This window comes from Enterococcus sp. LJL120 (genome assembly GCF_054871765.1).
Map to the genome: position 1 here is coordinate 1 of NZ_JBTXLV010000011.1, position 25478 is coordinate 25478.

General features: G+C 42.1%; 22 protein-coding genes. 12 read left to right on the forward strand and 10 right to left on the reverse strand.

Going from position 1 to position 25478, the window contains the following annotated elements; genetic code table 11:
• Positions 1-158: 158 nt before the first annotated feature.
• Positions 159-542 carry a hypothetical protein gene (locus tag ACYSNU_RS16090; RefSeq protein ID WP_461738190.1) on the reverse strand — a complete coding sequence of 128 codons (384 nt, stop codon included), beginning with the start codon at positions 540-542 and terminating at the stop codon, positions 159-161.
• 338 nt (positions 543-880) lie between these two features.
• Here ACYSNU_RS16090 and ACYSNU_RS16095 point away from each other — a divergent pair, with 338 nt between their 5' ends.
• Positions 881-3028 carry a HelD family protein gene (locus ACYSNU_RS16095; protein ID WP_461738191.1) on the forward strand — a complete coding sequence of 716 codons (2148 nt, stop codon included), beginning with the start codon at positions 881-883 and terminating at the stop codon, positions 3026-3028.
• A 107-nt stretch (positions 3029-3135) separates the two neighbouring features.
• Here ACYSNU_RS16095 and ACYSNU_RS16100 read toward each other — a convergent pair whose 3' ends face one another.
• The 5 genes from ACYSNU_RS16100 to ACYSNU_RS16120 form a co-directional block, all read right to left on the reverse strand.
• Positions 3136-3384: a GlsB/YeaQ/YmgE family stress response membrane protein gene (locus ACYSNU_RS16100; protein ID WP_461738192.1), complete on the reverse strand. Its 249-nt coding sequence runs from the start codon at positions 3382-3384 to the stop codon at positions 3136-3138.
• A gap of 22 nt (positions 3385-3406) precedes the next feature.
• Complete coding sequence (locus ACYSNU_RS16105) at positions 3407-3943, reverse strand: Asp23/Gls24 family envelope stress response protein (RefSeq protein WP_461738267.1); 537 nt, start codon at positions 3941-3943, stop codon at positions 3407-3409.
• A gap of 63 nt (positions 3944-4006) precedes the next feature.
• A complete protein-coding gene (locus ACYSNU_RS16110) occupies positions 4007-4198 on the reverse strand; it encodes a DUF2273 domain-containing protein (RefSeq protein WP_461738193.1) in 192 nt (63 codons plus the stop codon).
• A gap of 18 nt (positions 4199-4216) precedes the next feature.
• A complete protein-coding gene (amaP, locus tag ACYSNU_RS16115; protein ID WP_461738194.1) occupies positions 4217-4780 on the reverse strand; it encodes an alkaline shock response membrane anchor protein AmaP in 564 nt (187 codons plus the stop codon).
• Positions 4781-5303: 523 nt separating this feature from the next.
• Complete coding sequence (locus ACYSNU_RS16120) at positions 5304-6521, reverse strand: MFS transporter (protein WP_461738195.1); 1218 nt, start codon at positions 6519-6521, stop codon at positions 5304-5306.
• 232 nt (positions 6522-6753) lie between these two features.
• Here ACYSNU_RS16120 and ACYSNU_RS16125 point away from each other — a divergent pair, with 232 nt between their 5' ends.
• The 3 genes from ACYSNU_RS16125 (at position 6754) to ACYSNU_RS16135 (ending at position 8015) form a co-directional block, all read left to right on the forward strand.
• On the forward strand, positions 6754-7221 hold the full coding sequence (locus tag ACYSNU_RS16125; protein WP_461738196.1) for a GNAT family N-acetyltransferase: 468 nt from the start codon (positions 6754-6756) through the stop codon (positions 7219-7221).
• A 75-nt stretch (positions 7222-7296) separates the two neighbouring features.
• Positions 7297-7734: a VOC family protein gene (locus tag ACYSNU_RS16130; RefSeq protein ID WP_461738197.1), complete on the forward strand. Its 438-nt coding sequence runs from the start codon at positions 7297-7299 to the stop codon at positions 7732-7734.
• Between the two features lie 131 nt (positions 7735-7865).
• The gene (locus tag ACYSNU_RS16135; RefSeq protein ID WP_265457996.1) at positions 7866-8015 is read left to right on the forward strand and encodes a hypothetical protein; all 150 of its coding nucleotides are present in this window, start codon (positions 7866-7868) and stop codon (positions 8013-8015) included.
• Between the two features lie 102 nt (positions 8016-8117).
• On the opposite strand, the gene ACYSNU_RS16140 is transcribed toward ACYSNU_RS16135, so the two are convergent.
• Positions 8118-9101, reverse strand: coding sequence for a LacI family DNA-binding transcriptional regulator (locus tag ACYSNU_RS16140; RefSeq protein WP_461738198.1), 984 nt, complete (start codon positions 9099-9101; stop codon positions 8118-8120).
• 11 nt (positions 9102-9112) lie between these two features.
• Positions 9113-10597, reverse strand: a complete 1485-nt coding sequence (locus ACYSNU_RS16145; RefSeq protein WP_461738199.1) for a sucrose-6-phosphate hydrolase — start codon at positions 10595-10597, stop codon at positions 9113-9115.
• A 246-nt stretch (positions 10598-10843) separates the two neighbouring features.
• Between ACYSNU_RS16145 and ACYSNU_RS16150 the strand changes: the two genes are divergently transcribed.
• The gene (locus ACYSNU_RS16150) at positions 10844-12805 is read left to right on the forward strand and encodes a sucrose-specific PTS transporter subunit IIBC (RefSeq protein ID WP_461738200.1); all 1962 of its coding nucleotides are present in this window, start codon (positions 10844-10846) and stop codon (positions 12803-12805) included.
• Positions 12792-14408, forward strand: coding sequence for a glycoside hydrolase family 13 protein (locus ACYSNU_RS16155; protein WP_461738201.1), 1617 nt, complete (start codon positions 12792-12794; stop codon positions 14406-14408). Before ACYSNU_RS16150 ends, ACYSNU_RS16155 begins: the two co-directional genes overlap by 14 nt.
• Before the next feature lie 126 nt (positions 14409-14534).
• Here ACYSNU_RS16155 and ACYSNU_RS16160 read toward each other — a convergent pair whose 3' ends face one another.
• Complete coding sequence (locus ACYSNU_RS16160; protein ID WP_461738202.1) at positions 14535-16715, reverse strand: alpha-galactosidase; 2181 nt, start codon at positions 16713-16715, stop codon at positions 14535-14537.
• Between the two features lie 81 nt (positions 16716-16796).
• On the opposite strand from ACYSNU_RS16160, the gene ACYSNU_RS16165 reads away from it, so the two are divergent.
• Together ACYSNU_RS16165 and scrK are read left to right on the forward strand one after the other, a co-directional pair.
• Positions 16797-17606 carry a helix-turn-helix domain-containing protein gene (locus tag ACYSNU_RS16165; RefSeq protein WP_461738203.1) on the forward strand — a complete coding sequence of 270 codons (810 nt, stop codon included), beginning with the start codon at positions 16797-16799 and terminating at the stop codon, positions 17604-17606.
• Positions 17607-17632: 26 nt separating this feature from the next.
• A complete protein-coding gene (gene scrK, locus ACYSNU_RS16170; protein ID WP_461738204.1) occupies positions 17633-18502 on the forward strand; it encodes a fructokinase ScrK in 870 nt (289 codons plus the stop codon).
• 133 nt (positions 18503-18635) lie between these two features.
• Here the strand turns inward: scrK and ACYSNU_RS16175 are convergent, their stop codons facing one another.
• Positions 18636-19460: an AraC family transcriptional regulator gene (locus ACYSNU_RS16175; protein WP_461738205.1), complete on the reverse strand. Its 825-nt coding sequence runs from the start codon at positions 19458-19460 to the stop codon at positions 18636-18638.
• Positions 19461-19630: 170 nt separating this feature from the next.
• On the opposite strand from ACYSNU_RS16175, the gene ACYSNU_RS16180 reads away from it, so the two are divergent.
• The 4 genes from ACYSNU_RS16180 (at position 19631) to ACYSNU_RS16195 (ending at position 25255) form a co-directional block, all read left to right on the forward strand.
• Positions 19631-21826 carry an alpha-galactosidase gene (locus ACYSNU_RS16180; RefSeq protein WP_461738206.1) on the forward strand — a complete coding sequence of 732 codons (2196 nt, stop codon included), beginning with the start codon at positions 19631-19633 and terminating at the stop codon, positions 21824-21826.
• A 14-nt stretch (positions 21827-21840) separates the two neighbouring features.
• Positions 21841-23103, forward strand: a complete 1263-nt coding sequence (locus ACYSNU_RS16185) for an extracellular solute-binding protein (RefSeq protein ID WP_461738207.1) — start codon at positions 21841-21843, stop codon at positions 23101-23103.
• An 8-nt stretch (positions 23104-23111) separates the two neighbouring features.
• The gene (locus tag ACYSNU_RS16190) at positions 23112-23987 is read left to right on the forward strand and encodes a carbohydrate ABC transporter permease (RefSeq protein ID WP_461738208.1); all 876 of its coding nucleotides are present in this window, start codon (positions 23112-23114) and stop codon (positions 23985-23987) included.
• A 437-nt stretch (positions 23988-24424) separates the two neighbouring features.
• On the forward strand, positions 24425-25255 hold the full coding sequence (locus ACYSNU_RS16195) for a carbohydrate ABC transporter permease (RefSeq protein WP_265457975.1): 831 nt from the start codon (positions 24425-24427) through the stop codon (positions 25253-25255).
• The last annotated feature ends 223 nt before the right edge of the window (positions 25256-25478 follow it).

The following is a 25478-nucleotide window of genomic DNA, read 5'->3' on the forward strand; positions in this document are numbered from 1 at the left end:
TGATTGCGACCGTTGGCATCATGTTTGGACATCATAGGCTTTCTCTCCTTAAATTCGTTTTCATAATTCTATTATAAAAGAAAAGACTGTAGACTTCATCCAGAAGTTGGACTTTGTCTACAGTCTGCGGCAGCTTTAATTAAGCTGCCGTTTTTGCACTAGTCGGTTGGCTTTTTCTTTTCCAGCAATTGCTGCATCTGATTCAGCTGCTCCTGCAAGGCTGCCAAGCCCTCCATCAGAGCTAGCAATTTTTGATGAAGCACATCGAATTGTTTGCTTTGGGAATAGAGACTGCCCCAATTCGAAGCTTCGTATAAGCTGACCAGCTCTGGAACTTTTTCAGCAGCAATTTTGACATGGGTCACTTCGACGGTGCCGCCGTTTCGATAGACAGTCGAGGTTAAGGTCTCCATCTCCGGCCAAGCAGCGGGCCCAGCAACATAGCCGCCTTCAGTTTTTTCAATTAATTTCGCTTCCTTCAGCCAGCCGTAAAAGCTTGTTTGATTGAAACTGTATTTTGCTTTAATTTCCTGTAATTTCATCTGCTCCTCCTTTGTTTGGTCAACTAGAAATACGCAGGCGGGCAAATCGTCCATGAAAAAAAGCGCCTGTGATATTAGTCTTTTTAACAGATGAAATCCCGAACTATATTTTATTTGCTCCTACGGTCCAATAGGTCCGAATCGCAAATTAACAATATCTAGTGGTTTTCACTAGATACCCTTCGTGAAGTTCGGCTCTGTTCTAACTAATGTCACAGCCTCTTAAATTTATTTTATCTTCTATAGTAATTATACTGCAAAAAATCCTGAATTTGTAGACTAGTATTTCCACCGGATACTTGTATAATGAAGCTCACGTTAAAAAGGAGGCGGATTGAGTGAACAAACAGGCTAGTCAAAGAGCTGAGCAAGAACACTTGACCCAAGTTTATCAAGAGTTAATGGAGAAATTATCGCGTCTAGAAAATTTTCTAACGGCCGGCTATCGGTCGGGCCGAGAAGAGTTGCAGAAGATACAAGGGGAAGTCGCTTTAAATTTCGAGACTATTTCCGATAATCTCGATACCTTTGCGGCGTTAGAAGCGCAAAATCGTGAAATTGATCAGCTGAATATTTCACTGCAATCAGCAGAAAAGGAAGTCGCCAAAATCAAACGGCTACTGCCGACTCCCTACTTTGGCAAATTGTCTTTGCGTTTTGCCGACGATGGAGAGGACATTTACATCGGCATCAATGGTTTTACCAATCAGCAGCAGGAAAATCTAATCTATGATTGGCGCTCGCCAATTGCCGAATTATTTTATACGAATGCTCTTGGTCCAACCGCCTATAAAGTCAACGACTTAACCATAGACGTCATAATTGAGTTACGGCGGCAATTAATCATTCAGAAAAATCAGCTGCTGCAATTTTTTGATACCACCATTGCCATTCAAGATGATGTCCTTTTATCCAGTTTAGCCAATGATTCCAGCGAAAAAATGCAGGATATTACGGCCTCGATTCAACAGGAGCAAAATCAGATTATCCGTGACCTTAGCCACCCGACAATTTTAGTTCAAGGGGTAGCCGGCAGTGGCAAAACTTCCGTGGTGATGCAGCGGATTGCTTATCTGCTCTATCGAAAACGGGAGAGTATTACTGCTGATGATTTGCTGATTCTTTCACCAAATCGCCAGTTTATCGACTACATCGCTGAAGTGCTGCCGGCTTTAGGGGAGAGAAATCCCCGCAATTTAACACTGCTGCAGTTTGTCGATGATTTGCTGCCGCAAAATCAATCTTTAGAAACTGAAACGGATTACTTTCACCGGATTGCTAAGTCCCATGTCGCAAATGAAACGCAAAATTTGCGGAGTGCGGCCTTTGCTGCTTTTTTAATAAAGCAAGCAGCCGACAACCAGTCCATCATTCCCACCTTCACCGACTTACATGTTCGCCATAAAGTCATTATCAGCCGTGCAGAAATCACGGCGGCCTTTAATCAGACACCAGCTGGTCCTTTACAAAAGAAACTTCAGGGAACTAAAAAAATCCTGCTGGAAAACTGGCAGCGACGGCTTTTGAAAAACGCCCGCAGCCCCCTTCTACAAGCGCAGCTCAGCAGCTTATCAGAAGAACAACAGCTACACTATTTTGGAGAATTAATTGAAGATGAAACGCCGCAGAGCTTACAGAGATATGCTTTACGACTACTGCAGAAAAAATACCGACGGATTGAAGACCAATTGCAAAAGCTGGTTTGGGTAAATATAGAAGCGTTGTTGGCAGATTTATACCAAACTTTTTTTGACATCCCGCTACAAGCGGATTTTACTAATCCGCTGACCCTCGATACCGCCGTTAGCTATTTATTCGTACGACAGCTTTTTGCTGAGAAGCTGCCGCTACCTTCGATAAGCTATTTGCTGATTGATGAAGTGCAGGATTATACCTTTTTGCAGTTGGCCTTTTTGTTAGAACTATTTGAACAGACGGAAATTACAATGGTTGGCGATGACAATCAGGCCATTTTTAATTCCCAGATTAGCTTTTCAGAAATTACCGCCTTATTAACTAAAAAAAGAAGTTCACTGCAGCCATATCAACTGCTGAATAGTTACCGTTCCAGTGGTGAAATTACTAAAATCTTCAGCCGCCTAACCTTAACTGCGACACCTTTACAAATTGTCGCAGTGCGGCCTGCCGGTGAGGTGCCAACGTTTATCAAGTTTAGCAACTTGACTGAATTTCAAGAACTGATCGCAAAACAAGTAAGCTCAGCTTCTGAAAAACTGACAATTTTAACAAAAACTCAAAAAGAAGCCCAGCTGTTAACAGAACTGTTAAAGGAAACCCCACAGATAACTGTGCTGCCCATCAGTTATGCCAAAGGCTTGGAATTTAACCGTGTGCTACTCTATGATGTTTCCAACACTAATTTTCAATCCAACCAGGATAAAAAAATTCTCTACACCGCTGTTTCCCGGGCCACTCAACAGCTGATTGTCACCTATCAAGGCCAATTAACCAACTTTTTAGCATAAATACAAACAAGCAGCTCTAGCGGTTAGCTTTGGAAAAAACTATTTCCAAAAAGCGACCTACCAGAGCTGCTTATTAAAATTACTTGTTATTCACTCACAAATTTGTGCTACGCGCGGCTGCGGCCAAAGAAAAATGACACAACAGCGACCAAGATAACAGCCCCTAAGATAGAAGGGAACACTGCCATCCCTGCAACCGTCCAGCCCCAAGTGCCGAATAGCGCTTGGCCGATAACCGAACCTAGTAAACCGGCAACTACGTTTGCGATGATGCCCATCGAGCCGCCTTTATTTGTGATTGCTCCTGCGATGAGACCGATAATCCCACCGACAATTAATGACCAGATTAAACCCATGATAATCACTCCAATTTATTTTTTATTGAACACGCGGTTCTGAATTGTCTTCAATTTTGTCGCGGCCTTTTGCGAAGGCCGATTTTGCTTTATCTGCTTGTTTTGAAGTAAAATCGCCGGTTGCTTCAGCAGCGTTACCTAATTTGTCTTGATAGGTTTCACTGTCTTCTTCAAATTGTTGACGAGTCTTAATATCGACTACGTTCACATTGACTTCAATCACTTCTAAATGAGTCATCGCTTTAACTTCACGGGCAATGACTTTTTTTATATTTTCAAAAATTTCTTCAATGTCTTTCCCATATTCAGCGACAATGTCCATGTCAACAGCGACTTGTTTTTTGCCGACTTCTGTTTCAATCCCGGTAGTCACATCGTCTGAATTAACAATTTTTTCTTTGATATTGGAGAAAAAGCCACCATCAACTGTCAACAAGCCATCCACTTCAGCAATTGCAATACCAATGATTTTTTGAATGACTTTGTCTTCATAAGTCAACTCGCCACGAACGTGTTCGCCATTGTCCATTTGGGAATCTTTTTTCAACTTCGGATCCATGTTTTCTTTATTCATTGTGTTCATTGTATCCATTTTTTCCATCATAAATTCCTCCTAGATTGTCTAATTCCTTTTGAAATAGTTTTGAATGATCTGATTTCTATCGAGATACAGCGCGAGATAAGCGCCAATCACCGTTAGAAGCAAAATTAAGATTGTCTTGAAAAAACCTAAAGTCACCAGCAATATCGCAAATACTAACCCGATGAGAGCTCCGACTAAAGGCACTTTGTAAATACGTAGCCACGTTTCCATAAATTAGCCTCCTTATCCTCACTCAACTCTTGCCGTTGCATAGGGCTTGCTGTCTTTTTCCAAATTCTTGTAAGCGACCTCCACTTGAATGTCGTAATCCGTTCCAATTATTTGGCGAATCTGCTGACGAATTTCTTCAGTCCACTCCGCTGTTCTCCCTACAAGACCGGATGTGCGCTTCAAATCGCCTTTAATCAAGACTTTGATTTTCCGCTTAGTCGCCGCCACCGAAATCGTCGGCTGACTCACAAAATCTTTTTCGGAAACAGTTGCGGCAACCAGTCCTTTGATTGCTCGATCCTTAACAGCTAAACGACCATTTTGTTCTTTAATCACAAAATCTCGTTTGGCTTTCGGATAGAAAATTACCCAGAGTACAGCCAACAATAAAATAACCGTCAATACTGCGGTAATCCAAAAGATAGTCAGTAAAAAAATTTCATGGCTGACTAATGAAAACTGCAGCCGATTCAAAAATGAATACTGTTGCGAGGCCGGCCTCGTTACTAATAATAGGAAAAGCAGCGGAATAAGAGTAACCACAATTAACAGGACCAAACATAATTTTTGAAACCTATTCACATATACCTCCTTCTTTCCTTGAAAATAAAGCTTTTTTATTTCCTTTGACAAAATTAATGCTAGTCTTATTCCCTTTTTTTCACAATCAATTGAATTTTTTGAAACGCTTTTCCCGTTATTTTTGATATTTTTTTGTTATGCAAAAAATTATGAAGGCCACTTTATTTTAGTTCTGTTTTTCCTTTCTTTGGTTGCCAAAACCACTTTTCGCTTAAAAATCCTTAGCTAACCACAATAGAATAAATAACGATTTTTTATGAAATATAAAGCCTTCTAAAAGAGCTTACAAAAAGTTAGCAAAAAACTGCATTTCCTTCCTCTTTTTCTCAAATCCTTCGTTATTAAATAAAAGACTGATATTTTTGAAGTCTCCCTTGCAAAGCAAAAAAGCAGCAATCAAAAAATCTGATTGCTGTAAAACAATTTATTCATTTTTGCTACATTCAGCGTGAAATCGGATAGCTGGTTAAAAATGATAGATATTTCACTTTACCAAGCCATATTTCTATCATTGGCAAAAGATTTATGAAAGTTCTTCCAATTCTGCTGGGCTGTCGGCAACTGCCTGCAGTGACTTGATTCCTGGAATCGTCAATAACACCAACAAACTGATTACGTAAATCCCGCTTAAAAATAAAATCACCGCTGTTAGATTGTAACGGTCCATCAAAAAGCCAATGATAATAGCGGAGAAACCACCGACGGCCCGCCCTAAGTTCATAATAAAATTATTGGCAGTCGCACGGATCTCTGTCGGATACAGACTGCTAATCACCGCCCCATAACCACCATACATGCCATTGATAAAATAGCCGACAATCACAGCCGCCGCCACAAGCGTCAGCTGACTGTGGGCCATGACCAACAGATACACCGAAAGCGCGGAGCAGATAAGAAAAATGGCAAAAGCTTTTCTAGGCCCGATTTTATCCATCACAGTGCCGAAGGTAAACATTCCCAATGACATACCTAAAATAGTGCAGACCATCCAAAGTGAAGAGCCAGACACCGACAAGCCTAATTGATTTTGCATAATGGAGGGCAACCAATTCATCAAACCAAAATAACCGGCAATCTGGACTGTTACCATTAAACTTAGACCAATCGTCTGCCAAGCAAAGCTTTTTGTTGCAAATAAATCTCGAAGCTTTGCGCTGCGACCTTGTTCTTGGGCTTTAGCAAAGGCGGCGGGTTCCTGCAAGCCGCGGCGAATAAATAAAACCATTAGAACTGGCAACACACCAACCACATAGAGCATCCGCCAGCCGAATAGCGGAATAATAATTGAAGCCAAAATTGCAGCCAGTGCTGCCCCAACTTGAGCACCAATGCCGGCAGTGGAGGCGGCCCGTCCTAATTGTTTTTTCGAAAAAGTTTCAGAGATGAGGGACATACAAGCACCATATTCCCCACCAGCCCCAATCCCTGCGATAAAACGAAACAGGTAGACGAGATAAATATTTGAAGCGAAGAACATCAGCAAAGAAGCAAGCGAAAATAAAATTACCGTATAAGAAAAGACTTTGACGCGGCCATATTTATCCGCCATCAGGCCAAAAAAAATACCTCCAACGAGCATTCCCAAATTGGTAATTGTAGCAATCCAGCCAGCTGCTGTGCTAGAAATCCCAAAGGTTGCAATCATTGAAGATAGTGAAAAAGAAAGAAACATAATGTCCATATTCTCTAGGGCAATGCCCGCTGAAGTAGATAGCAAAACTTTACTCTGATACTTATTCATTTCAATTCTCCTTTTTTAAGATTCTCAAATTGATATGAGTTTACAGAAACTTCCACTAAAATGCAAGCGGAATTTTCGGAAAAATTTTCATTAATATCATTTGAACCCGCTAATGCAACGCGGATAGTTAGTTTAATCAATCTTAAATTTCCCCACTTTAATTCGCCCCGTCCATGTTAAAATAAAAGATAACCAGCAGACCTACATCACTAAAATTAAAAAAGGAGTTCCTATGACCAATCAAATTAATTTTCGCCATACGCAAAATGACGATTATCCAGCTATTATCCAAGCCTATATTGACGTTTTTTCAGACGAGCCTTGGAATGACGTGCTAACCGAGGCACAAATTACACAATATGTGACGGATATGACGGAGCTCAACACCTTTATCGGTTATTTGCTTGAGGATGCTGACACTCATGAACTAATTGGCTGTGCTTTAGGTTTTATCAAACCTTGGTACCAAGGTCGTGAATATATGTTGGATACTTTATTTATTCGCCAAAAGTATCAAGGTCAAAAGCTAGGGCAAACCTTTATTTCAAAGATAAAAACGGCCCTTAAGCAGCAGGAAATTTATACGATTTTGCTAGATACTGACCAAGGCACTCCGGCTGAAAAATTTTATTTGGCCACTGGCTTTAAACCGATGGAGGAGGCGCTTATGCTTTATCTTTCATTTCCACCAGAAAACTAGTGCATGAAATCTCTGAAATTTTTTTCAGCATTAACTGAGTCAAAATTACTCAATTAAAATAAAGGAGGATTCCTGATGAATCGAATTAATTTAATCTGTTTAGGGGTTAAGGATATGACCAAGTCACTAGCTTTTTACAAGGAGATTGGCTTTCAAACCTTGGAACAGGAGAAAAATCCCCCGATTGTCTTCTTTGACAACGAGGGCACGAAGTTGGAGCTATTTCCTTTAGCTGAATTAGCTAAAGACATTAATGAAGTCTCACCACCTGAACTACAAACTTCTGGTTTTTCAGGCATCACGCTGGCGATTAACACGCGTTCTAAAAATGAAGTTGATGAACTCTTCAGCAAAATCGAGCCGGCCGGAGGGACAATTGCCAAAGCCCCTGAACAAAACCGCTTATGGGATGGCTACTCGGGCTATTTTACCGACCCAAATGGTTATTATTGGGAAGTCGCCTATGGTAAAAATTGGCAATTTGATGACAATAATATGTTGATTATTGATTGATAGGAATGTTCTGTTGTAGTTTTAATCACCATTAAAATTTTCGATTATGACCCGCAGCAGAATCTTTTACAGAATTTTTACATGGAATTAATACTCCTTCGTTATGCTATTAGTAGAGAGGAGGTTAACCTATGAACACTGTAGAAATTCCCCGTCAAGTGCGGGTCACCTATGATGTTAAGCTGAATATCTTTTTAGTCTATGCCAAAAATGATCCACAAAAATTTGCTACTGGCATCACGATTGAAAAGGCCATTCAAAACTTATATCAAGCCGCTTAAAAACCACTACCGGAGTTTGGTAGTGGCTTTTTTTATTACCTATTTTAGCCAAGAGACTAGCTTGTTTTTTGAGCAGTCTGGACTGATTTTACGCTTTTACTATCACAAAGTCTTCCCCTGAAAAATTTTCGTCGGCAGCTGGTAATGCTTTTCCAGTTGCTTTTCAGGATTTTCAATTCGCTGAATCAACAGGTCCACCAGCAGTTCAGCAAAATCCGTTAATGGCTGCACGATTGTCGAAAGCTGAGGAAAATACGTTTGAACAAATTTGGTGCCATCATAACCCATGATTTTCATTTGTGATGGAACTTGAATATGTAATTCTTGGCAGAGATTGTAGACTAAGATGGCGGTCAAATCATCGGTGCAAAAAATACTGTCAAACTCCTCTGTTTCTAAAAGCCGTTTGATTTCAACGCTTTTCAAAGTAGCGGAACGGGTCTGCATTTGCAGCTGGAAAATTTGTGGCTCTATTTGCTTTTCCGCTAGGAAGCTGAGATAACCGTTTAAGCGTTCATTCGTAGGGGAATCGGATTTTTGACTGCCAGTCAGAATAGCAATTTTTTTAGCCCCATGAAGATACAAATTTTCGGCTGCCAAATAGCCGCCCCGAAAATTATCACTACCGACAATGGGGATGCCTTCTGCTAAATAGCGGTCAAAGGAGACAATCGGCAATTCGATATTTTCATATTCTTGAATTCCTAGATTATGGGCGCCGGCGATAATCCCGTCAACTTTATTAGCTGCAAGCATATTAATATAATTACGTTCTTTTTCCTTATTGTCGGCACTGTCGCAAAGAATTGTTTTATAGCCAAGCTCAAATAACTTAGTCTCGATTTTTTCAACCAATTCCCCGTAAAAAGGATTGGCGACAGTTGGAAAAATGACGCCAATGAGCTGGGTATTTTTCCCTTGTAGCGAGCGGGCCAGCGAATTCGGTTGATAATTTAATTCCTTCATCGCCTGTTGTACCTTATCAATTGTTTTTTGGCTTAAAGAACCGTAATTGTTAATCACCCTAGAAACTGTCGTTGCTGAGACGCCGGCTCTTTTGGCGACATCTGTTAATTTAACTACCATACAGGCACCTCTTATTTCATTTTGCGCAAGGACCAAAGCTGACCGCTGTAGCTGATTGTTTCGCCGGAAAGATAGATGCTACTTTGGCTGCTGGTTGGAAACACCCGTGCCGTTGCAACCTGCTGTCCGTCATTGATAAAAATTTCCACTACCGAAGCATCGACAAATATTTGCAGCGTTAATTCGCCGGTGGCAATCGCAAAATGACGAGTTACGCCAAATTCTTCGCCAAATATCAATCCGCTTTGTCCACGATTTATGGTCATTGTACCACGGACGGTATCAAAATGAATGCTAAATTTGTGGCCTACTTCATCTACGAATAAATCTAGTTGACCGACAGCGCCAGCCGCTAAGTTAAGCTTCAATTCATATTGATGAGGCACTGGTCCGCCGATTTTTTTAGGAGTCTTTGAAATGACTCCGGAAAAGTCTGTCTGTGTTTCCCGCAATTCTTTCATTTCTGCTACGGGTTGTTGCAATAGTTCCTCGTTGACGATTTTAAATTCCTTGACAATGCTTAGGCAATGAGCCCAACCATCTTGGTCGCTGGGATAATCAATTTCCGGCAGGCCAATCCAACTGACTCCTAAAGCACGGCCATCTGGTGCATTAAAAGCTTGGGTCGCATAGACTTCAAAGCCTTCATCTAGATTTTTTAGCGGCGTCGCATCGAGAATTTTATTTTCTGTCAGCTTAAATTCACTCCCCATCACATAAGTATTGGGATAAATATTTTGATAAGCAAATGTTTCTTGAGCTAATCCTTGCGGACAAAACAGCAGGACCGGTCGCCCCTCTATAAAAATTAAATTCGGACATTCCACCATAAAGCCCATTTCTTCTTTTGTATAATCCAGCTCACCTAATAATTGCCAGTCTTTTAAATTTTCAGATTGATAGGTTAAAACTTTCCCCTTCAGCTCTTGATCTTGCGCTCCTAACAGCATCAAGTAGGAACCTTCGTAAGCAAACACCTGCGGGTCACGAAAATGATCGGTGTAGTTGGGGTCTGAACTGATTAAGGGCTCTACGATTTTTTCAATCTGATTGTCTTGATTCAGCCAAGCCCCCATCTGATAAGATTGGCGCTGCCAGTTCTCATCACGAACATTGCCGGTATATGCTAAAAATAATTGATCGCCGACTGGTAGAGCTGAACCGGAATACACGCCGTGGCTATCAAAATCACTGTCCGGCAATAAGGCGATGCCCTCCGGCTGCCAGTCCACCAAATTTTCTGATGTTAAATGAAACCAAGATTTTAATCCGTGGATTGGTCCCAACGGAAAAGCTTGGTAAAATAATTGCCATTTGCCATTGTAAAAGGAAAAACCATTAGGATCATTCAGCAACCCCGTCTCCGGTTGAATGTGATAGCCCAAACGCCATGGTGATTGAGTCACCTTTTCTTTTAATTCAGCTAAATAAGCAGAGCTCCACTGGTCATATTTTTGATAACGCAGCGCCTGTGTCCAATCTGTAATCAATGTCATTTTTATATTCCCCTTTTTGCTATAAAGCTTTCCTCGTAAGCGTCTTCTTTTTTGTATCATAGCTTGCTTAATAAAAAATGTCAAACGTATAACAAAATATTTTCCAGGGCAATTTCCTTTTAAAACCGATTAATAAAAAGAATTTTAGAAAACCAAAAAATATTTTTGATAAACGTTTGACAATTTTAAAAAGCCATGGCATACTGTTGTCAAATAAAAGCGATTACAGTTTAAGGGGGAAATAAAATGAATTATAAAAAAGTCGCTGAGGAGATTGTTGAAGCTCTCGGAGAAGATAATGTACAGGCAGCCGCCCACTGCGCCACACGGTTGCGCCTAGTCTTAAAAGATACGGATAAAATTGACCAGCAGGCCTTAGACAATAACGATGACGTTAAGGGTACCTTTTTAGCCAATGGCCAGTATCAAATTATCATCGGTCCTGGTGATGTCAACCATGTTTATAAAGAATTTATTCAATTAACCGGCGTTGGCGAAGCTTCTACCGATGATTTGAAAGCGGTGGCAGCCAATCAGAAAAAATTAAATCCAGCGATGGCTTTGATTAAAGTCTTATCGGATATTTTTGTACCAATCGTGCCGGCCTTAGTTGCAGGCGGTTTATTGATGGCAATCAATAATGTGCTAACCGCTCAACATTTATTCGGCCCACAATCTGTCGTTGAAATGTTTCCGGCTCTGGCTGATATTGCCGGCATTATTAATTTGATGGCCTCTGCCCCCTTTGCCTTTCTGCCGATTTTAGTCGGCTTCTCGGCAACACGCCGTTTTGGTGGTAACCCTTATCTCGGTGCAGCCATGGGTATGGTGATGGTCATGCCGGATTTAGTTAACGGTTATGGCGTCGCCAATGCAATTGTCGATGGCAGCATGCCTTATTGGGATATTTTTGGTTTAAACGTGGCCCAAGCTGGCTATCAAGGTTCCGTTTTACCGGTCTTAGCAGTGGCGTGGATTTTGGCAACATTAGAGAAATTCTTCCATAAAAAAATTCCAGCTGCTTTTGATTTTACCTTTACGCCAATGTTGGCTTTAATCATCACCGGCTTTTTAACTTTTATCGTTGTGGGACCAGTTATGCGAACGGTCTCAGACGGTTTAACCGACGCTTTAGTTTGGTTATATGAAACAACTGGCGCTCTTGGTCTCGGTGTGTTCGGCCTCTTCTATTCACCGATTGTCATTACCGGTCTGCACCAAAGCTTCCCAGCAATTGAAACAACTTTACTGGCAGACGTAGCTCGTACCGGCGGCTCCTTTATTTTCCCGGTCGCTTCGATGGCCAACGTGGCCCAAGGTGGCGCAGCTTTAGCTGTCTTCCTCTTAACTAAAAATGAAAAGCAAAAAAGTTTGGCCTCTTCAGCAAGTATTTCCGCCCTTTTAGGGATTACCGAACCGGCCATTTTCGGAGTCAATTTAAAATTAAAATTCCCGTTTATCTGCGGGATGATTGCTGCTGGAATTTCCAGCGCCTTTATCGGCTTCTTCCACGTACTTTCAGTAGCGATGGGGCCTGCTAGTGTCATTGGTTTCATTTCAATTTCTACTTCCTCCATTTCCTTCTTTATGATTGGAATTGCGATTAGTTTAGTCTTAGGCTTTGGCTTCACCTTTATCTATGGCCGCAATAGGATGAACGAACCGGTTGCAGTGGACGTTGAAAATCCAACGGCTGTGGCGGTCAATGAAACTCCACAAAATAAAGAAATTTTGCCGCAGGATGAAACGATTGCTGCAGCAGTCAGCGGTAGTGTTGTTTTATTAAAAGATGTCAATGATCCGGTTTTCTCAACTGAGATGATGGGCAAAGGTGTGGCCATCAAACCAACTGACAACACCATCTACGCACCAGCCGATGGACAGTTGACCGTGGCTTATGATTCTAAACACGCTTATGGCATCAAAACGGATACCGGCGCCGAAATTTTAATTCATGTCGGCATCGACACCGTTAATTTAAACGGGGCACAATTTACTAGTGCTAAAAAACAAGGGGACCTAGTGAAAAAAGGTGATGTCTTGGGTACCTTTAATTCAAAAGAAATTCGAGCGGCGGGCTATGATGACACCGTGATGATGATTATTACAAATTCGATGGCCTATGGCGACGTTGAGGTCTTGGATAAAACCTCAGTAGCCGCCGGTGAAAATATTTTAGCAGTGAGTGCAGCCTATGAAGAATACTAATTGGTGGAAAAATGCCGTCTTTTATCAAATTTACCCCCGCAGTTTCCAAGATACGAATAACGACGGCATCGGCGACTTGCCAGGCATTACCCAAAGGCTAGATTATCTAGCCTTTTTGGGAGTCGAAGCATTGTGGCTGAGCCCTGTTTATGCCTCGCCAAATGATGATAACGGCTATGATATCAGCGACTACCAAAAAATCGGCCCAGAATACGGCAGCATGCAGGACATGGATGAGCTGATAGCAAAAGCCCAGGAAAAAAATATCAAAATTATTATGGATTTAGTTGTGAATCACACTTCTGATGAACATCCTTGGTTTCAAGCCGCGCTAGCTGGACCAGAAAATCCTTATCATGATTTTTATGTCTGGCGCAAAGGTATTGACGGTCAAGCGCCAAATGAATTGCTGTCAAATTTCGGCGGCTCAGCTTGGACTTATGTGCCAGCTCTGGATGAATATTATTTGCATTTGCATTCAAAAAAACAACCGGATTTAAATTGGGAAAATCCCAAAATGCGTCAGGCGATTTATCAGATGATGAATTTTTGGCTGGCAAAAGGCATTGGCGGCTTCCGTCTCGATGTGATTGATTTAATTGGCAAAGAACCAGATCAATTAATTACTAAAAATGGGCCAAAACTACACGGGCTATTGCAGGAAATGAATCAAGCAACCTTTGGGAACTACGATGTGGTCACGGTTGGTGAAACTTGGGGGGCGACTCCCGAAATCGCCCAATTGTATTCTGATGAGCAGCGGGAAGAGCTGTCGATGGTTTTCCAATTTGAACACATTAACTTAGATAAACAGGCCGGCCAAAGAAAATGGGACTTAAAAAATTTAGAGCCTCAAGAATTGCACGCAGTCTTTTCAAAATGGCAGACTGAATTAGCCGGTAAAGGTTGGAATTCTTTGTTTTGGAATAATCACGACCTGCCCCGAATTATTTCCCGCTGGGGCAACGATCAAGAATATCGCGAGCTCAGCGGCAAAATGCTGGCAACCTATTTACATTTTATGCAGGGCACGCCTTACATTTATCAAGGGGAAGAAATCGGCATGGTCAATTATCCGGTTGCCGATATTGCGGAAGTCGATGATATTGAAAGTCGACGGATGTACGCAGAACGTTCTGCCGCCGGCTACTCAAAAGAAGAAATGCTCACTTCGATTAACGCTAAGGGCCGGGACAACGCCCGTCATCCGATGCAATGGAATGACGGGCCCAATGCTGGCTTTAGCCAAGGGACACCGTGGCTGCCGGTAGGAAATGCCAGTGAAATTAATGTTGACGCTGCTTTAGCAGATAAAAATTCATTGTTCTATACCTACAAGCGCCTGATTGAACTAAGAAAAAAAGAAGCAACGATAATTGACGGTGACTATCAAGTTATTGAAACCAATAATCCGCTAGTCTTAGCTTATCAGCGACAATTGGGTAGTGATAAAATTTTAGTGGTGGTGAATTTTTCAAAAGAGATTCAATCTTATCAACTCGTTGAAAATCCGCAAATAAAAACTTGGCTGATTACAAATTATCAAGAGCAGCTGACAAATCAGCTGCAACCTTATGAAGCATTTGCCCTTAAAATTTTATAAAAATAAATGGCTGTGACCTTAGTTAAAACAGAACTGATTTCCCGAAGAACATCTGGTACACACTACCAAATGCAATCTCATTCGGGAATCTTTCTGTCCACAAGACTAAAGTCACAGCCATTTTTTCTATTCCTTAGTAAAATGCACGGCCATCACGGCAAAATCTTCTTTTAAGCGGGGAATTAAAATCCCCGCCTGATTGAATTCTGCGCCGCTAGCCACTTCGCCAGTTGCATCATTGCGGTACATCGCTTCAGCATCTAAATAATGCAATTTCAAATAATTTGCAGGAACTGCCGGCTGCGCTAAGCCGTTGGAATAAATCAACAAAGCTTCTTTTTCATTTTTAAAGAGCCAAGCTGTCGCAAATTGTTGAGCTGTTGGTGCCAACAGACGATAGAACTCGCCAAATTGCAATAGCTGACGATGCTTTTTATAAAAGGCAATTTGCTCTTGAATTTTTTCTAAATCAGCGGGCGTTTGTTTGCTGATATCCAGCTCATAACCAAAATTTCCACTCATGGCAATCCAGCCTCGTGTTTCCAGCGGCGTTATCCGTCCAACCTGATGATTCGGCACATCAGAGACGTGGGCCCCCATCATAATCGGTGGGTATAAATAGCTGTATCCATATTGAATGCTCGTACGACAGAGAGCATCAGAATTATCACTGGTCCAAGTCTGCGGCATGTAAGCCATCATGCCGGGATCAAAACGACCGCCACCACTGGAACAATTTTCAAACAAAACTTGTGGAAACTGCTGAATTAAGCTAGCTAAAATCCGATACAAACCTAACACATAACGATGATTGATTTCTTTTTGCTGCTGCGGAGGTAAAACGAAATTGCCGACCTCAGTTAAATGGCGGTTCATATCCCATTTAACATAGTCGATGGCTCCAGTGGCTAAATGCTGACTTAAAGCCGCAATAACAAATTCTTGAACTTCAGCTCGACTTAAATCTAAGACTAGCTGCTGACGCCCTTCTGTTAAAGGATAGTCAGGCACCTGTAATGCCCAATCAGGATGGGCGGCAAATAAATCACTATTTTTTGAAATCATTTCCGGTTCAAACCAGAGACCAAATTTCAAGCCTAATTTGTGGACCTCATCAGCTAAGCCCGTGATGCCATGGGGCAGTTTATCTTCATTGACCTGCCAATCACCTAATGAAGTGGTGTCATCGTCGCGCTGACCAAACCAGCCGTCATCTAAGACAAATAATTCTACACCCAGTTGACTGGCAATTTTTGCCTGCTGAATTAATTCTTCCTCCGCTAAGTCAAAATAATTGGCCTCCCACGTATTTAATAGAATCGGTCGCTCCGCTTTGGCGAAAGTTTGCGGCACTAAATACTCTTGATAAACTTGGTGGAAGGTTTGCGACATTCCGTTAAAGCCCTTTTGACTGTAATTTATAACGACTTCAGGTGTTTGAAAACTAGTCTGAGGATTTAATTGCCATTCAAAGGTCTCCGGCTGAATCCCCATTTGCAGCCGGCTTGAACCATACTGCTCCACTTCGACCTGCGCTGCAAAATTACCACTGTAAACTAAATGAAAGCCAAAGACTTCCCCAGCAAATTCTGTTGTGCTGGCATCCGCCAAAGCGATAAAGGGCTGATGCTGCGGGCTGCTGGTGCCGCGACTGCTTTCGATTTTTTGAATTCCGGGATGGAGCGCCTGCCGATGCAGATTGGCTTCATTTGTGTGGGAGCCGTTCAGGGTAATCAGCTCAAAATCATTTCTAGGAAAATCCAGCTGCAACGAGCCGGCATTCTCTAGAAAAACGGCTTGGCTGCCGTTATTTTCAAATAAAACATTGCGGGTAATGACTGGAAATTTTTCATATAAATTATAGACCAAGGTCATTTGCAGCTGGCTGATGTCATCCACGAGCTGAATTTCTAATGTCGTCACCTCAGTCTCACCACCTTTTAAAGCCGGCAGACCAGCTAAAGGTTGTTTACCTTGATAAATTTTATGACTGGCATAGCTGAAGTCGGTCACATTGCTGCCGTTTGCTAAACGAATTTGATAATTAGCGATTCGGTGGTCGCCATTTCCCTGCGTGCTAGTTTCTAATGGTAGCGCATTGAGGGATAGGCCCCGCTCTTCAGGAAAAGGATTGGTCGCAAACCCTCGGTCAATGAATTGTAAATGATTGCTGCCATGATAGCTAGGCAGCCTAGAACCGAAATAGCGGTGGGTCAGATATTTTTCTCTTTCTACCCCAATTACGTAGCTCAGCTGCTGATTTTGCAGATGGAAAAAATTTCCTGTCTCTTGATAGAAAATTGGCATTTTCTTTACCTCCAAGTTTGTATATACTGTTTATATAATGAGGATAAGCAAGATACTGATTGGCCGCAAGAAGAAATAATTGTGGAGGTGGGTAAAAAATTGCAGCAGTTCGTCAAACGATTTCATTATTTATCGCCCCAAAATTTACCTTACATCCAAGGTGCAGGCCGCAGTCAAGGCCACGCTAATTATTTTTGGGACGGTGCCGCCCGCAAAGACCAACTGGTGGTGTTGCAACTGACCCTCGCCGGTGAAGGGCAACTAAATAGCGGCGGCAAAGATATTCCCCAACGGCCCGGCGATTTTTTTGTCGCCGCTATCCCGGGAAAATTCAGTTACTCTGGTACGGATTGGCAGTTTGCCTATCTGGAATTTGCGCCAATTTTTCGTCAATGGCTGCCAGCTCCCACGCAAATTGGTCAAGGGGCCAGCCCCGCCTTTCAAAAAAGGCTGCTCAACTTGGTGAACAGCTTAGCTACAGCAGACTTGAGCTTACATGAGAATGCCAAACTGGCGTTTGATTTCTTTTTAGATTTACTGGCGGAATTGGAACGGCTGCAACAAGCCCGCTCTCCAGAAGCTGAGCAGATAAAAAAATACTTAGAGGAACACTTTCAAGAAGATTTTGGCTTGGATGACTTGGCGGAGCTTTTTGCTAAGTCTAAATACCAAATTATCCATCTTTTTGAGGCCGCCTACACCATCACGCCGATGGCTTATCTGCGGAAGTTTCGCATTTTAAAAGCCTTGGAGCTATTAGGTGAAAAGAAAAATTTACAGGAACTCGCCGAAGCGGTCGGTTTTTCCGACGGCAATTACTTCGGTAAATTATTTAAAGCCGAATTGGGGCTAACCCCCACGGAATATAAATTGAACAAAGGCTATCACTAATTTTTTATAAACTGGAGGAAATGTACATGTACGGTTCAATCGAAGCCGGCGGGACTAAATTTGTCTGCGCTGTCGCCAATGAAGAATTAGAAATTTTAGAAAGAGTGAGTTTTCCCACAACCATCCCAGAAGAAACAATGGGCTTGGTGATTGAATTTTTCCAAAAATATGCCGCTGAATTAAAAGGCATCGGCATTGGCTCATTTGGTCCGATTGATATTCATCGGGACTCACCGACTTATGGTTTTATTACATCCACACCAAAAATTCCCTGGCAAAATTTTGATTTTGTCGGCGGCATGAAAAAAGCTTTTTCATTGCCAATTGCTTGGACCACCGATGTGAATGCCGCAGCCTATGGCGAATATGTTTTTGGCAAAGGCCAAGGCTTATCCAGCGTAGTTTATTATACAATCGGGACTGGTGTTGGCGGCGGTGCATTGCAAAACGGCCAATTTGTCGAAGGCTTCAGCCATCCAGAAATGGGCCACATGATGGTCGTGCCCCATCCAGATGATAGCTTCAAAGGCAGCTGTCCTTTCCATGGCAACTGTTTAGAGGGAATGGCAGCTGGACCGGCCGTTGAAAAACGCAATGGTAAAAAAGGCCAAGACATTCCGGAGACCGATCCTTTTTGGGATATGGAGGCCTACTATATTGCCCAATGTGCCTACAATACAACCTTGATGCTTTCGCCAGATGTAATTATTTTCGGTGGTGGCGTGATGAAGCAGCGCCATATGGTTGAAAAAGTACATCAAGCCTTCACTAAATTAATTAACGGCTATGTCAAAACTCCGCCGTTAGCAGAATACATTGTTACACCGGAGTTAGAGGACAATGCCGGCACTTTAGGCTGTTTAGCACTAGCCAAAGAAGCCAAGTTACATTCTTAAACAAAAAAGGCAGTAAGTTGCTATTTTTGAATTTCCAGCAAGGGCTAACCCTTTGCTAAGAGATTCAAAAGAAACTTACTGTCTTTTTTATTTTTAAGTTAGTCGTGGAAAGATTTATCAAACTCTTCTTAACCTATTTTTCTAAACGAAATTCCTGCGGTGATTTCCCCGCCAGCCGCTTAAAGGCTTTTGAAAATGTAAACTGGTCTTTATAGCCCACCAGACTGGCGACATTTTGCAGAGAATAATTGGTGTCCTTCAAAAATTCTTTGGCCGTTTCCATCCGCAGATTTAATAAATACTGCTGTGGACTGCTTTCCGCAAATTTTTTAAAAATCGTATGGAGATAGCTGCGGGATAAATGGAGTGCCGCGCCGACATCGGTAACATTGTAGCCATCTGCCAAATTATCCTTCATCAACTGCACCGCTTGACTGAAATGCTCATAGGAACTAGTTTTTGACTGGCCTTTTTGCGAAGGGTATTCCTGAATCAGCTGATGAAAGGTCTGAAAAATTCCGCTTTGCACTAAGAGGCGATGACTTAAATTCAAAGGCTGATGCAGGCTCTGATATAAAGTTTGATATTCTTTGGCAAACTGACTGCTGGCAACACCCTTTAAATAATGCCGCTCCATTAATTGACTCTGGAGCAAAATATCCCGAACGCTGCTGCCGGAAAAACCAATCCAGCTATACTCCCACGGATCTTGATGGTCCGCTTGATAAAAACACGGTACCCCCCGCGGCAAAATAAAAACATCCCCTGCCGTTAAATGCGTCATGCGATTGCCGGCACTGGCAAAGCTACCCTTCCCCGATAAAATAAAATGCAATACATAGTAATCCCGCGCATTATTGCCGGAATAGGCATAATCCGCCGGCGTTAATTCCCGCCCAAAGAAGAGGACATTACAGTCAAAATGTTCAATACTAACTTTCTTGTATTCGTATAACATCGCTTTCCCTCCAGAAAATATGTCAAAATGTCTTAATTACATTATGACATATTTTACCCACACCTAACCATGTTTTTATAAAAAAATTCTTGTTATGATTAGTTCATAAACAGTAAACGTTTTCAAATTCACTGAATCACTACATAATTTTTTTAAAGGAGTACAGAACTATGACAAACTTAATTTCTTACGACGGCGAGCAGCAGGTCTTTCATTTAAAAAATCAACAGATCAGCTACCTGTTAGCAGTTGAGGATTTTGATTTAATCAGCCATTTATATTTTGGCAAGGCCGTTGAGAATTATCACGGTCAAAGAAAATATCCCCGAGTTGACCGCGGCTTCTCCGGCAATCTGGCTGGTGTTGAGGACCGCCGCTACTCTCAAGACACATTACTAAGGGAATACAGCATGGCCGGCGAAGGGGATTATCGAACCCCCGCTGCTAAAATTGTTCAAGCCGATGGCAGTTATGCTTTGAATTTTAAATTCACCGGCTTTGAAATGTTTCCCGGAAAGCCCAATTTGACTGGCTTACCGCAAGCCTATGTCGAAACTGACAACGAAGCCGAAACCTTGGTCATCACCTCATTTGATGAAGTCAGCCAATTGGAACTGGCTAACTATTACACAATTTATCAAGATCGCCCCGTGATTGCCCGTTCAACTCAGCTAAGAAATCTAAGCAATCATTCAGCTGTGATTAATAAATTGGCTTCTCTGCAACTCGACTTTGCCGCCGAAGAATTTTCGGTAATTTCGCTACCGGGAGCCCACAATAAAGAACGCCAAGTCCAAAAAGAAGCGATTGGCTACGGCATTAAGAAATTCGGTAGCCGCCGCGGCTCAACAAGTCATCACATGAATAATTTCATCGCCTTAGAAAAAGGCGCCGCCGATGAATTTCAAGGAGAGGTTTTTGGCTTTAATCTAGTTTATTCTGGCAACCACAGCTTTGAAATAGAGCGGGACCAGATTGATCAGCTGCGTTTAGTAGCTGGTATTAATGAGGAAGATTTTGCTTGGGAGTTAAATGCCGGTGAAACATTCCAAACGCCGGAAGTTTTAATGGTTTACTCAGATCAAGGCTTAAATAAAATGAGCCAAGCCTATCATGATTTATTGACCAATCGGGTAGCTCGAGGCAAGTACCGCACCGCTGAACGCTCGATTTTAGTGAATAACTGGGAAGCTACTTATTTTGATTTCACCGAAGAAAAATTATTACCAATTGTCGATGCTGCCGCTGAGGTTGGCATTGAAATGTTTGTCCTAGATGATGGTTGGTACGGCCAGCGGAATGCCGACAACAGTTCCTTAGGGGATTGGGTTGTAGACAAACGCAAATTTCCTAAAGGCTTAAATCATTTTGCTGATTATGTTCATAAAAAAGGCTTGCAATTCGGCCTGTGGATGGAGCCGGAAATGATTTCCATTGATTCCGATTTATATCGTGAGCATCCAGATTATCTGATGGCTTATCCTGGTCGCACGCCGGCACCGAGTCGCAGCCAGCATTTGTTAGACTTGGGTCGCAAAGAAGTGCGGGACAATGTCTTTCATCAGCTATCAGCCATTTTTGATGAAGGCTATGTTGATTATGTTAAATGGGATATGAACCGCAGCCTGTCAGAAGTCTTTTCTCAACAATTGGCGCCAAGCAATCAAGGAGAAGCCTTCCACCGTTATATTTTAGGACTCTATGAGCTTTTAGAAAACTTAGTTACAAAGTATCCTGATATTCTTTGGGAGGGCTGTTCCGGTGGTGGTGGTCGTTTCGACAGCGGCATCTTACACTATATGCCGCAATCATGGACAAGTGACAATACAGACGCTGTTGAGCGTTTGAAAATTCAATACGGCACTTCTTTAGTTTATCCGCCGTCTGCCTTCACCTCTCATGTTTCTGATATTCCCAATCATCAAACCGGTCGCAAGGTTTCCTTAGAGACTCGGGGGAATGCCGCCATGAGTTCGACTTTTGGTTATGAATTGGACTTAACAAAACTAACAAAGGCCGAAAAACAAGCTGTTGCTGAACAAGTTTCCTTGTATAAAGACATTCGGCAAACGGTCCAATTTGGTCAATTTGCCCGTTTAAAAAATCCTTTTACCAGCAATGAATGTGCGTGGCAGTTTATTGCTCAAGATAAAAAAGAAGTGCTGGTGATGGCCTTTAAAATTCTTAATCAAGGGCAAGAACCTTTTAGCCTGTTGAAACTAACAGGCTTAGAACCGACTAAAACCTACCAAGCTGAAAATGGTGAGCTCTTTGGTGGCGACGAATTGATGAATCTCGGCTTTTATTTACCGCAGCAGACAGAGGATTTTTCTTCTTGGCTGTATCGCTTTAAACTTGTTGACTGATAGGAGTGGAAAAAATGCAGTTATCTAAAAATAAATGGCTTCTGACCACTGGTTTAGCTTTAACAGTGGTCGGCCTTAGCGCCTGCGGCAGTTCGGAAACGAGCAGCGACGGCCGAGTGACGATTGAATATTTTAACCAGAAAAAAGAAATGTCGCAAACTATCCAAGAAATCGCTAAAGATTTTGAAGCCGAAAATCCTGACATTCACGTTGAGGTGATTGATGTTCCCAATGCCGGCGAAGTAATTAAAACCCGCATGTTGGCCGGTGACGTGCCGGATGTCATCAATCTCTACCCGCAAAGTATTGAATTGCAGGAATGGGCAAAGGCCGGCTATCTCGAAGATTTAACGGATGAGCCATACTTGGAAAATATTAAAAATGAATATGCCCAACGTTTCGCTGTAGATGATAAAGTCTATAATGTACCTTTATCTGCTAATGTTTATGGCTTTTACTACAATAAAACCGCCTTTGATGAAATGGGCTTAGAAGCTCCTGAAACTTGGGCGGAATTCCAAGACTTAGTGGCTGACATTGAGGCTCAAGGCCAAGTTCCCTTTGCAATAGCTGGGTCTGAAGGTTGGACCTTAAATGGTTATCATCAGCTGGCCTTAGCGACAGTGGCCGGCGGCGAAGAAGAAGCCAATGATGTTTGGCGTTTTTCTGAAGTCAACGGCATCAGTGTCGATGAGCCAGATATGCAGGGAGATTTCAATCGTCTAGATTTATTAAGAGAACCCGGTGCTCTGCAAAATAACTGGCAGGGAGCCGGCTACAATGACACCGTTGTGACCTTCACAAAGGGCGATACTTTGATTATGCCGAATGGTTCTTGGGCGATGCCGATGATTAATTCGCAAGATCCTGATTTTGAAGTGGCTACCTTCCCGTTTCCGGCTGATGAAGCTGGCGAAAGTTTGACGATTGGCGCCGGTGATTTGGCGATGTCGATTTCTGCAACTTCTGAACATAAAGAAGAAGCTCAGCGTTTTGTTGAATATATGACCACTCCTGAAGCGATGCAAAAATACTATGATGTCGATGGTTCACCTGTCGCCGTTGAGGGCGTGGTGGAAAATGACGAAGACTCGCCATTAAGCGGCCTGACTGAGTTAGCCTTTACTGACCGCCACTTGGTTTGGTTAGCCAAAGACTGGAACAGCGAAAATGATTTTTACACCTTGACGACAAATTATTTACACAACGGCAACCAGCAGATGATGGTGGATGCACTGAACGCTTTCTTTAATCCGATGAAAGCAGATGGAAGGTAGGGAGTTTCATGAAAATAAAAGAGTTTTTAAACCGTTATTGGGCCGTCATCTTTGTTGCAATTCCAATTATTCTGCAAATCGTCTTCTTCTACTTTCCAATGGTTCAAGGAGCCTTTTACAGTCTTACCAACTGGACCGGCTTAACCTATAATTTTGATTTTGTTGGGTTGAATAATTACAAAATCCTCTTCTCAGATCCAAAGTTCATTAAATCAATTGGCTTCACTTTAATTGTCACCGTTTGCATGATTGCCGGCCAAATCGGCTTTGGGATTTTAATCGCCCGGGCCTTGAACTCCAACATCCGCGAAAAAACCTTCTTTCGAGCTTGGTTCTTCTTCCCCGCTGTTCTGTCCGGCGTAGTCGTTTCCTTAGTCTTTAAACAAATTTTCAACTACGGCTTGCCGACAATCGGTAATGCACTTGGCATTGAATTTCTGCAAACTGGCCTCTTAGGAACCACTTGGGGCGCTATCTTCGCTGTGATTTTCGTCCTGCTATGGCAGGGAATTGCCATGCCAGTCATCATCTTTCTTGCTGGTTTTCAAAGTATTCCCCAAGAAATCATTGAAGCAGGCCGAATTGACGGAGCCAATGATAAACAAATTTTTTGGAATATTGAACTGACCTACTTATTACCAAGTATTTCGATGGTCTTCATTATGGCTTTAAAGGGCGGACTGACTGCCTTTGATCAAATCTTTGCCTTAACCGGCGGCGGACCAAACGACGCCACTACCTCTTTAGGTCTTTTAGTCTACAACTACGCCTTTAAAAATAACCAATTTGGCTATGCCAATGCCATCGCCCTGGTCCTATTTATCCTCATCGGGCTCGTTTCAATGGTGCAATTAAAAATGTCGAAGAAATTTGAAATCGAGTAAGAGCTTATCCGTTACAAACAAACGGATGAATGAGAATCAAACTAATTTTCTGCAAGAAAATTATTCCCTTAATACGAAGTAGGATTTCAGTTCCGCTTTTCGCAGTCACTCTCGGCTAATAAAACATTCTTTTAGCTAAAAGCTATAGTCAGCCAAACCTGTTTAGCGGAATGATATACGGATGAAAATCAAACTAATTTTCTGGAAGAAAATTATTCCCTTATTACGAAGTAGGATTTCAGTTCCGCTTTTCACAGTCACTCTCGGCTAATAAAACAAACTTTTAGCTAAAAGAAGACTTGAAAAAGCCTGTTTAGCGGAATGATATACGGATGAGAATCAAACTAATTTTCTGGAAGAAAATTATTCCCTTATTACGAAGTAGGATTTCAGTTCCGCTTTTCTCCAATTCAGTTCAATACAATAGGAGGTTCCTAATGAAAACATCGAAAGAAAAAAATATTCCAAAATACTTGCTCTTGCTGTTAGGCGGCTTTATGATTTTAGTGCCGCTGCTAGCAACCTTGTTCAGCTCCTTTAAAACGACCCCAGATATTATGAATAATTTCTTCAGCCTGCCTAATCCCGGCACGTTGGATAACTTTAAGCGACTATTAGAAGATGGCATCGGCCATTACTTCTGGAACTCTGCGGTAATCACGGTTATTGCCGTCCTCTTAGTAACGGCAATTATTCCGATGGCTGCCTATTCGCTGGCCCGCAAAATGTCCAGCGGCAAAGCTTATGGATTAATGTATCTCTTTTTAATTCTAGGAATTTTCGTGCCCTTTCAGGTCATTATGATTCCAATTACCGTTATGATGAGTCGGATTGGCTTAGCAAATATGTGGGGCCTAATCTTGCTTTACATCACATATGCTGTCCCACAAACGCTGTTCCTATACGTTGGCTTTATCAAATTAAACGTGCCAGTCAGCTTGGATGAAGCTGCTGAAATTGACGGTGCTAGCCATTTTACCACCTATTTCAAAATCGTTTTTCCAATGTTAAAACCTATGCACGCAACCACCGTCATCATCAACGCCCTGTGGTTCTGGAATGATTTCATGTTGCCGTTGTTGATTTTAAATCGGGATTCCAATATGTGGACCTTGCCTTTGTTCCAATACAACTACACGGGACAATATTTCAACGACTACGGCCCAAGCTTTGCTTCTTACACGGTGGGGATCATCACCATCACTTTAGTCTATCTAGTCTTCCAAAGAAATATCATTGCCGGTATGAGCAATGGTGCTGTGAAATAAAAGAAACCTGAAGAGTCCTCGCTCAAGTGATTGCAGCGGGGATTTTTTGTTTTGAGAATTATTCAAAATATTGATATAGACAGGACTAAATTTTTAATTAGTCCTAGTGGTATCTGAATTGTGGCAAGATAATTTTCAGATTGACTTCTATTGTGTTCAAAATAGTTTTCTATATATCAAAAAAACTAGCTCAACTTACTCATGATTCGCTTAAAAATATTAG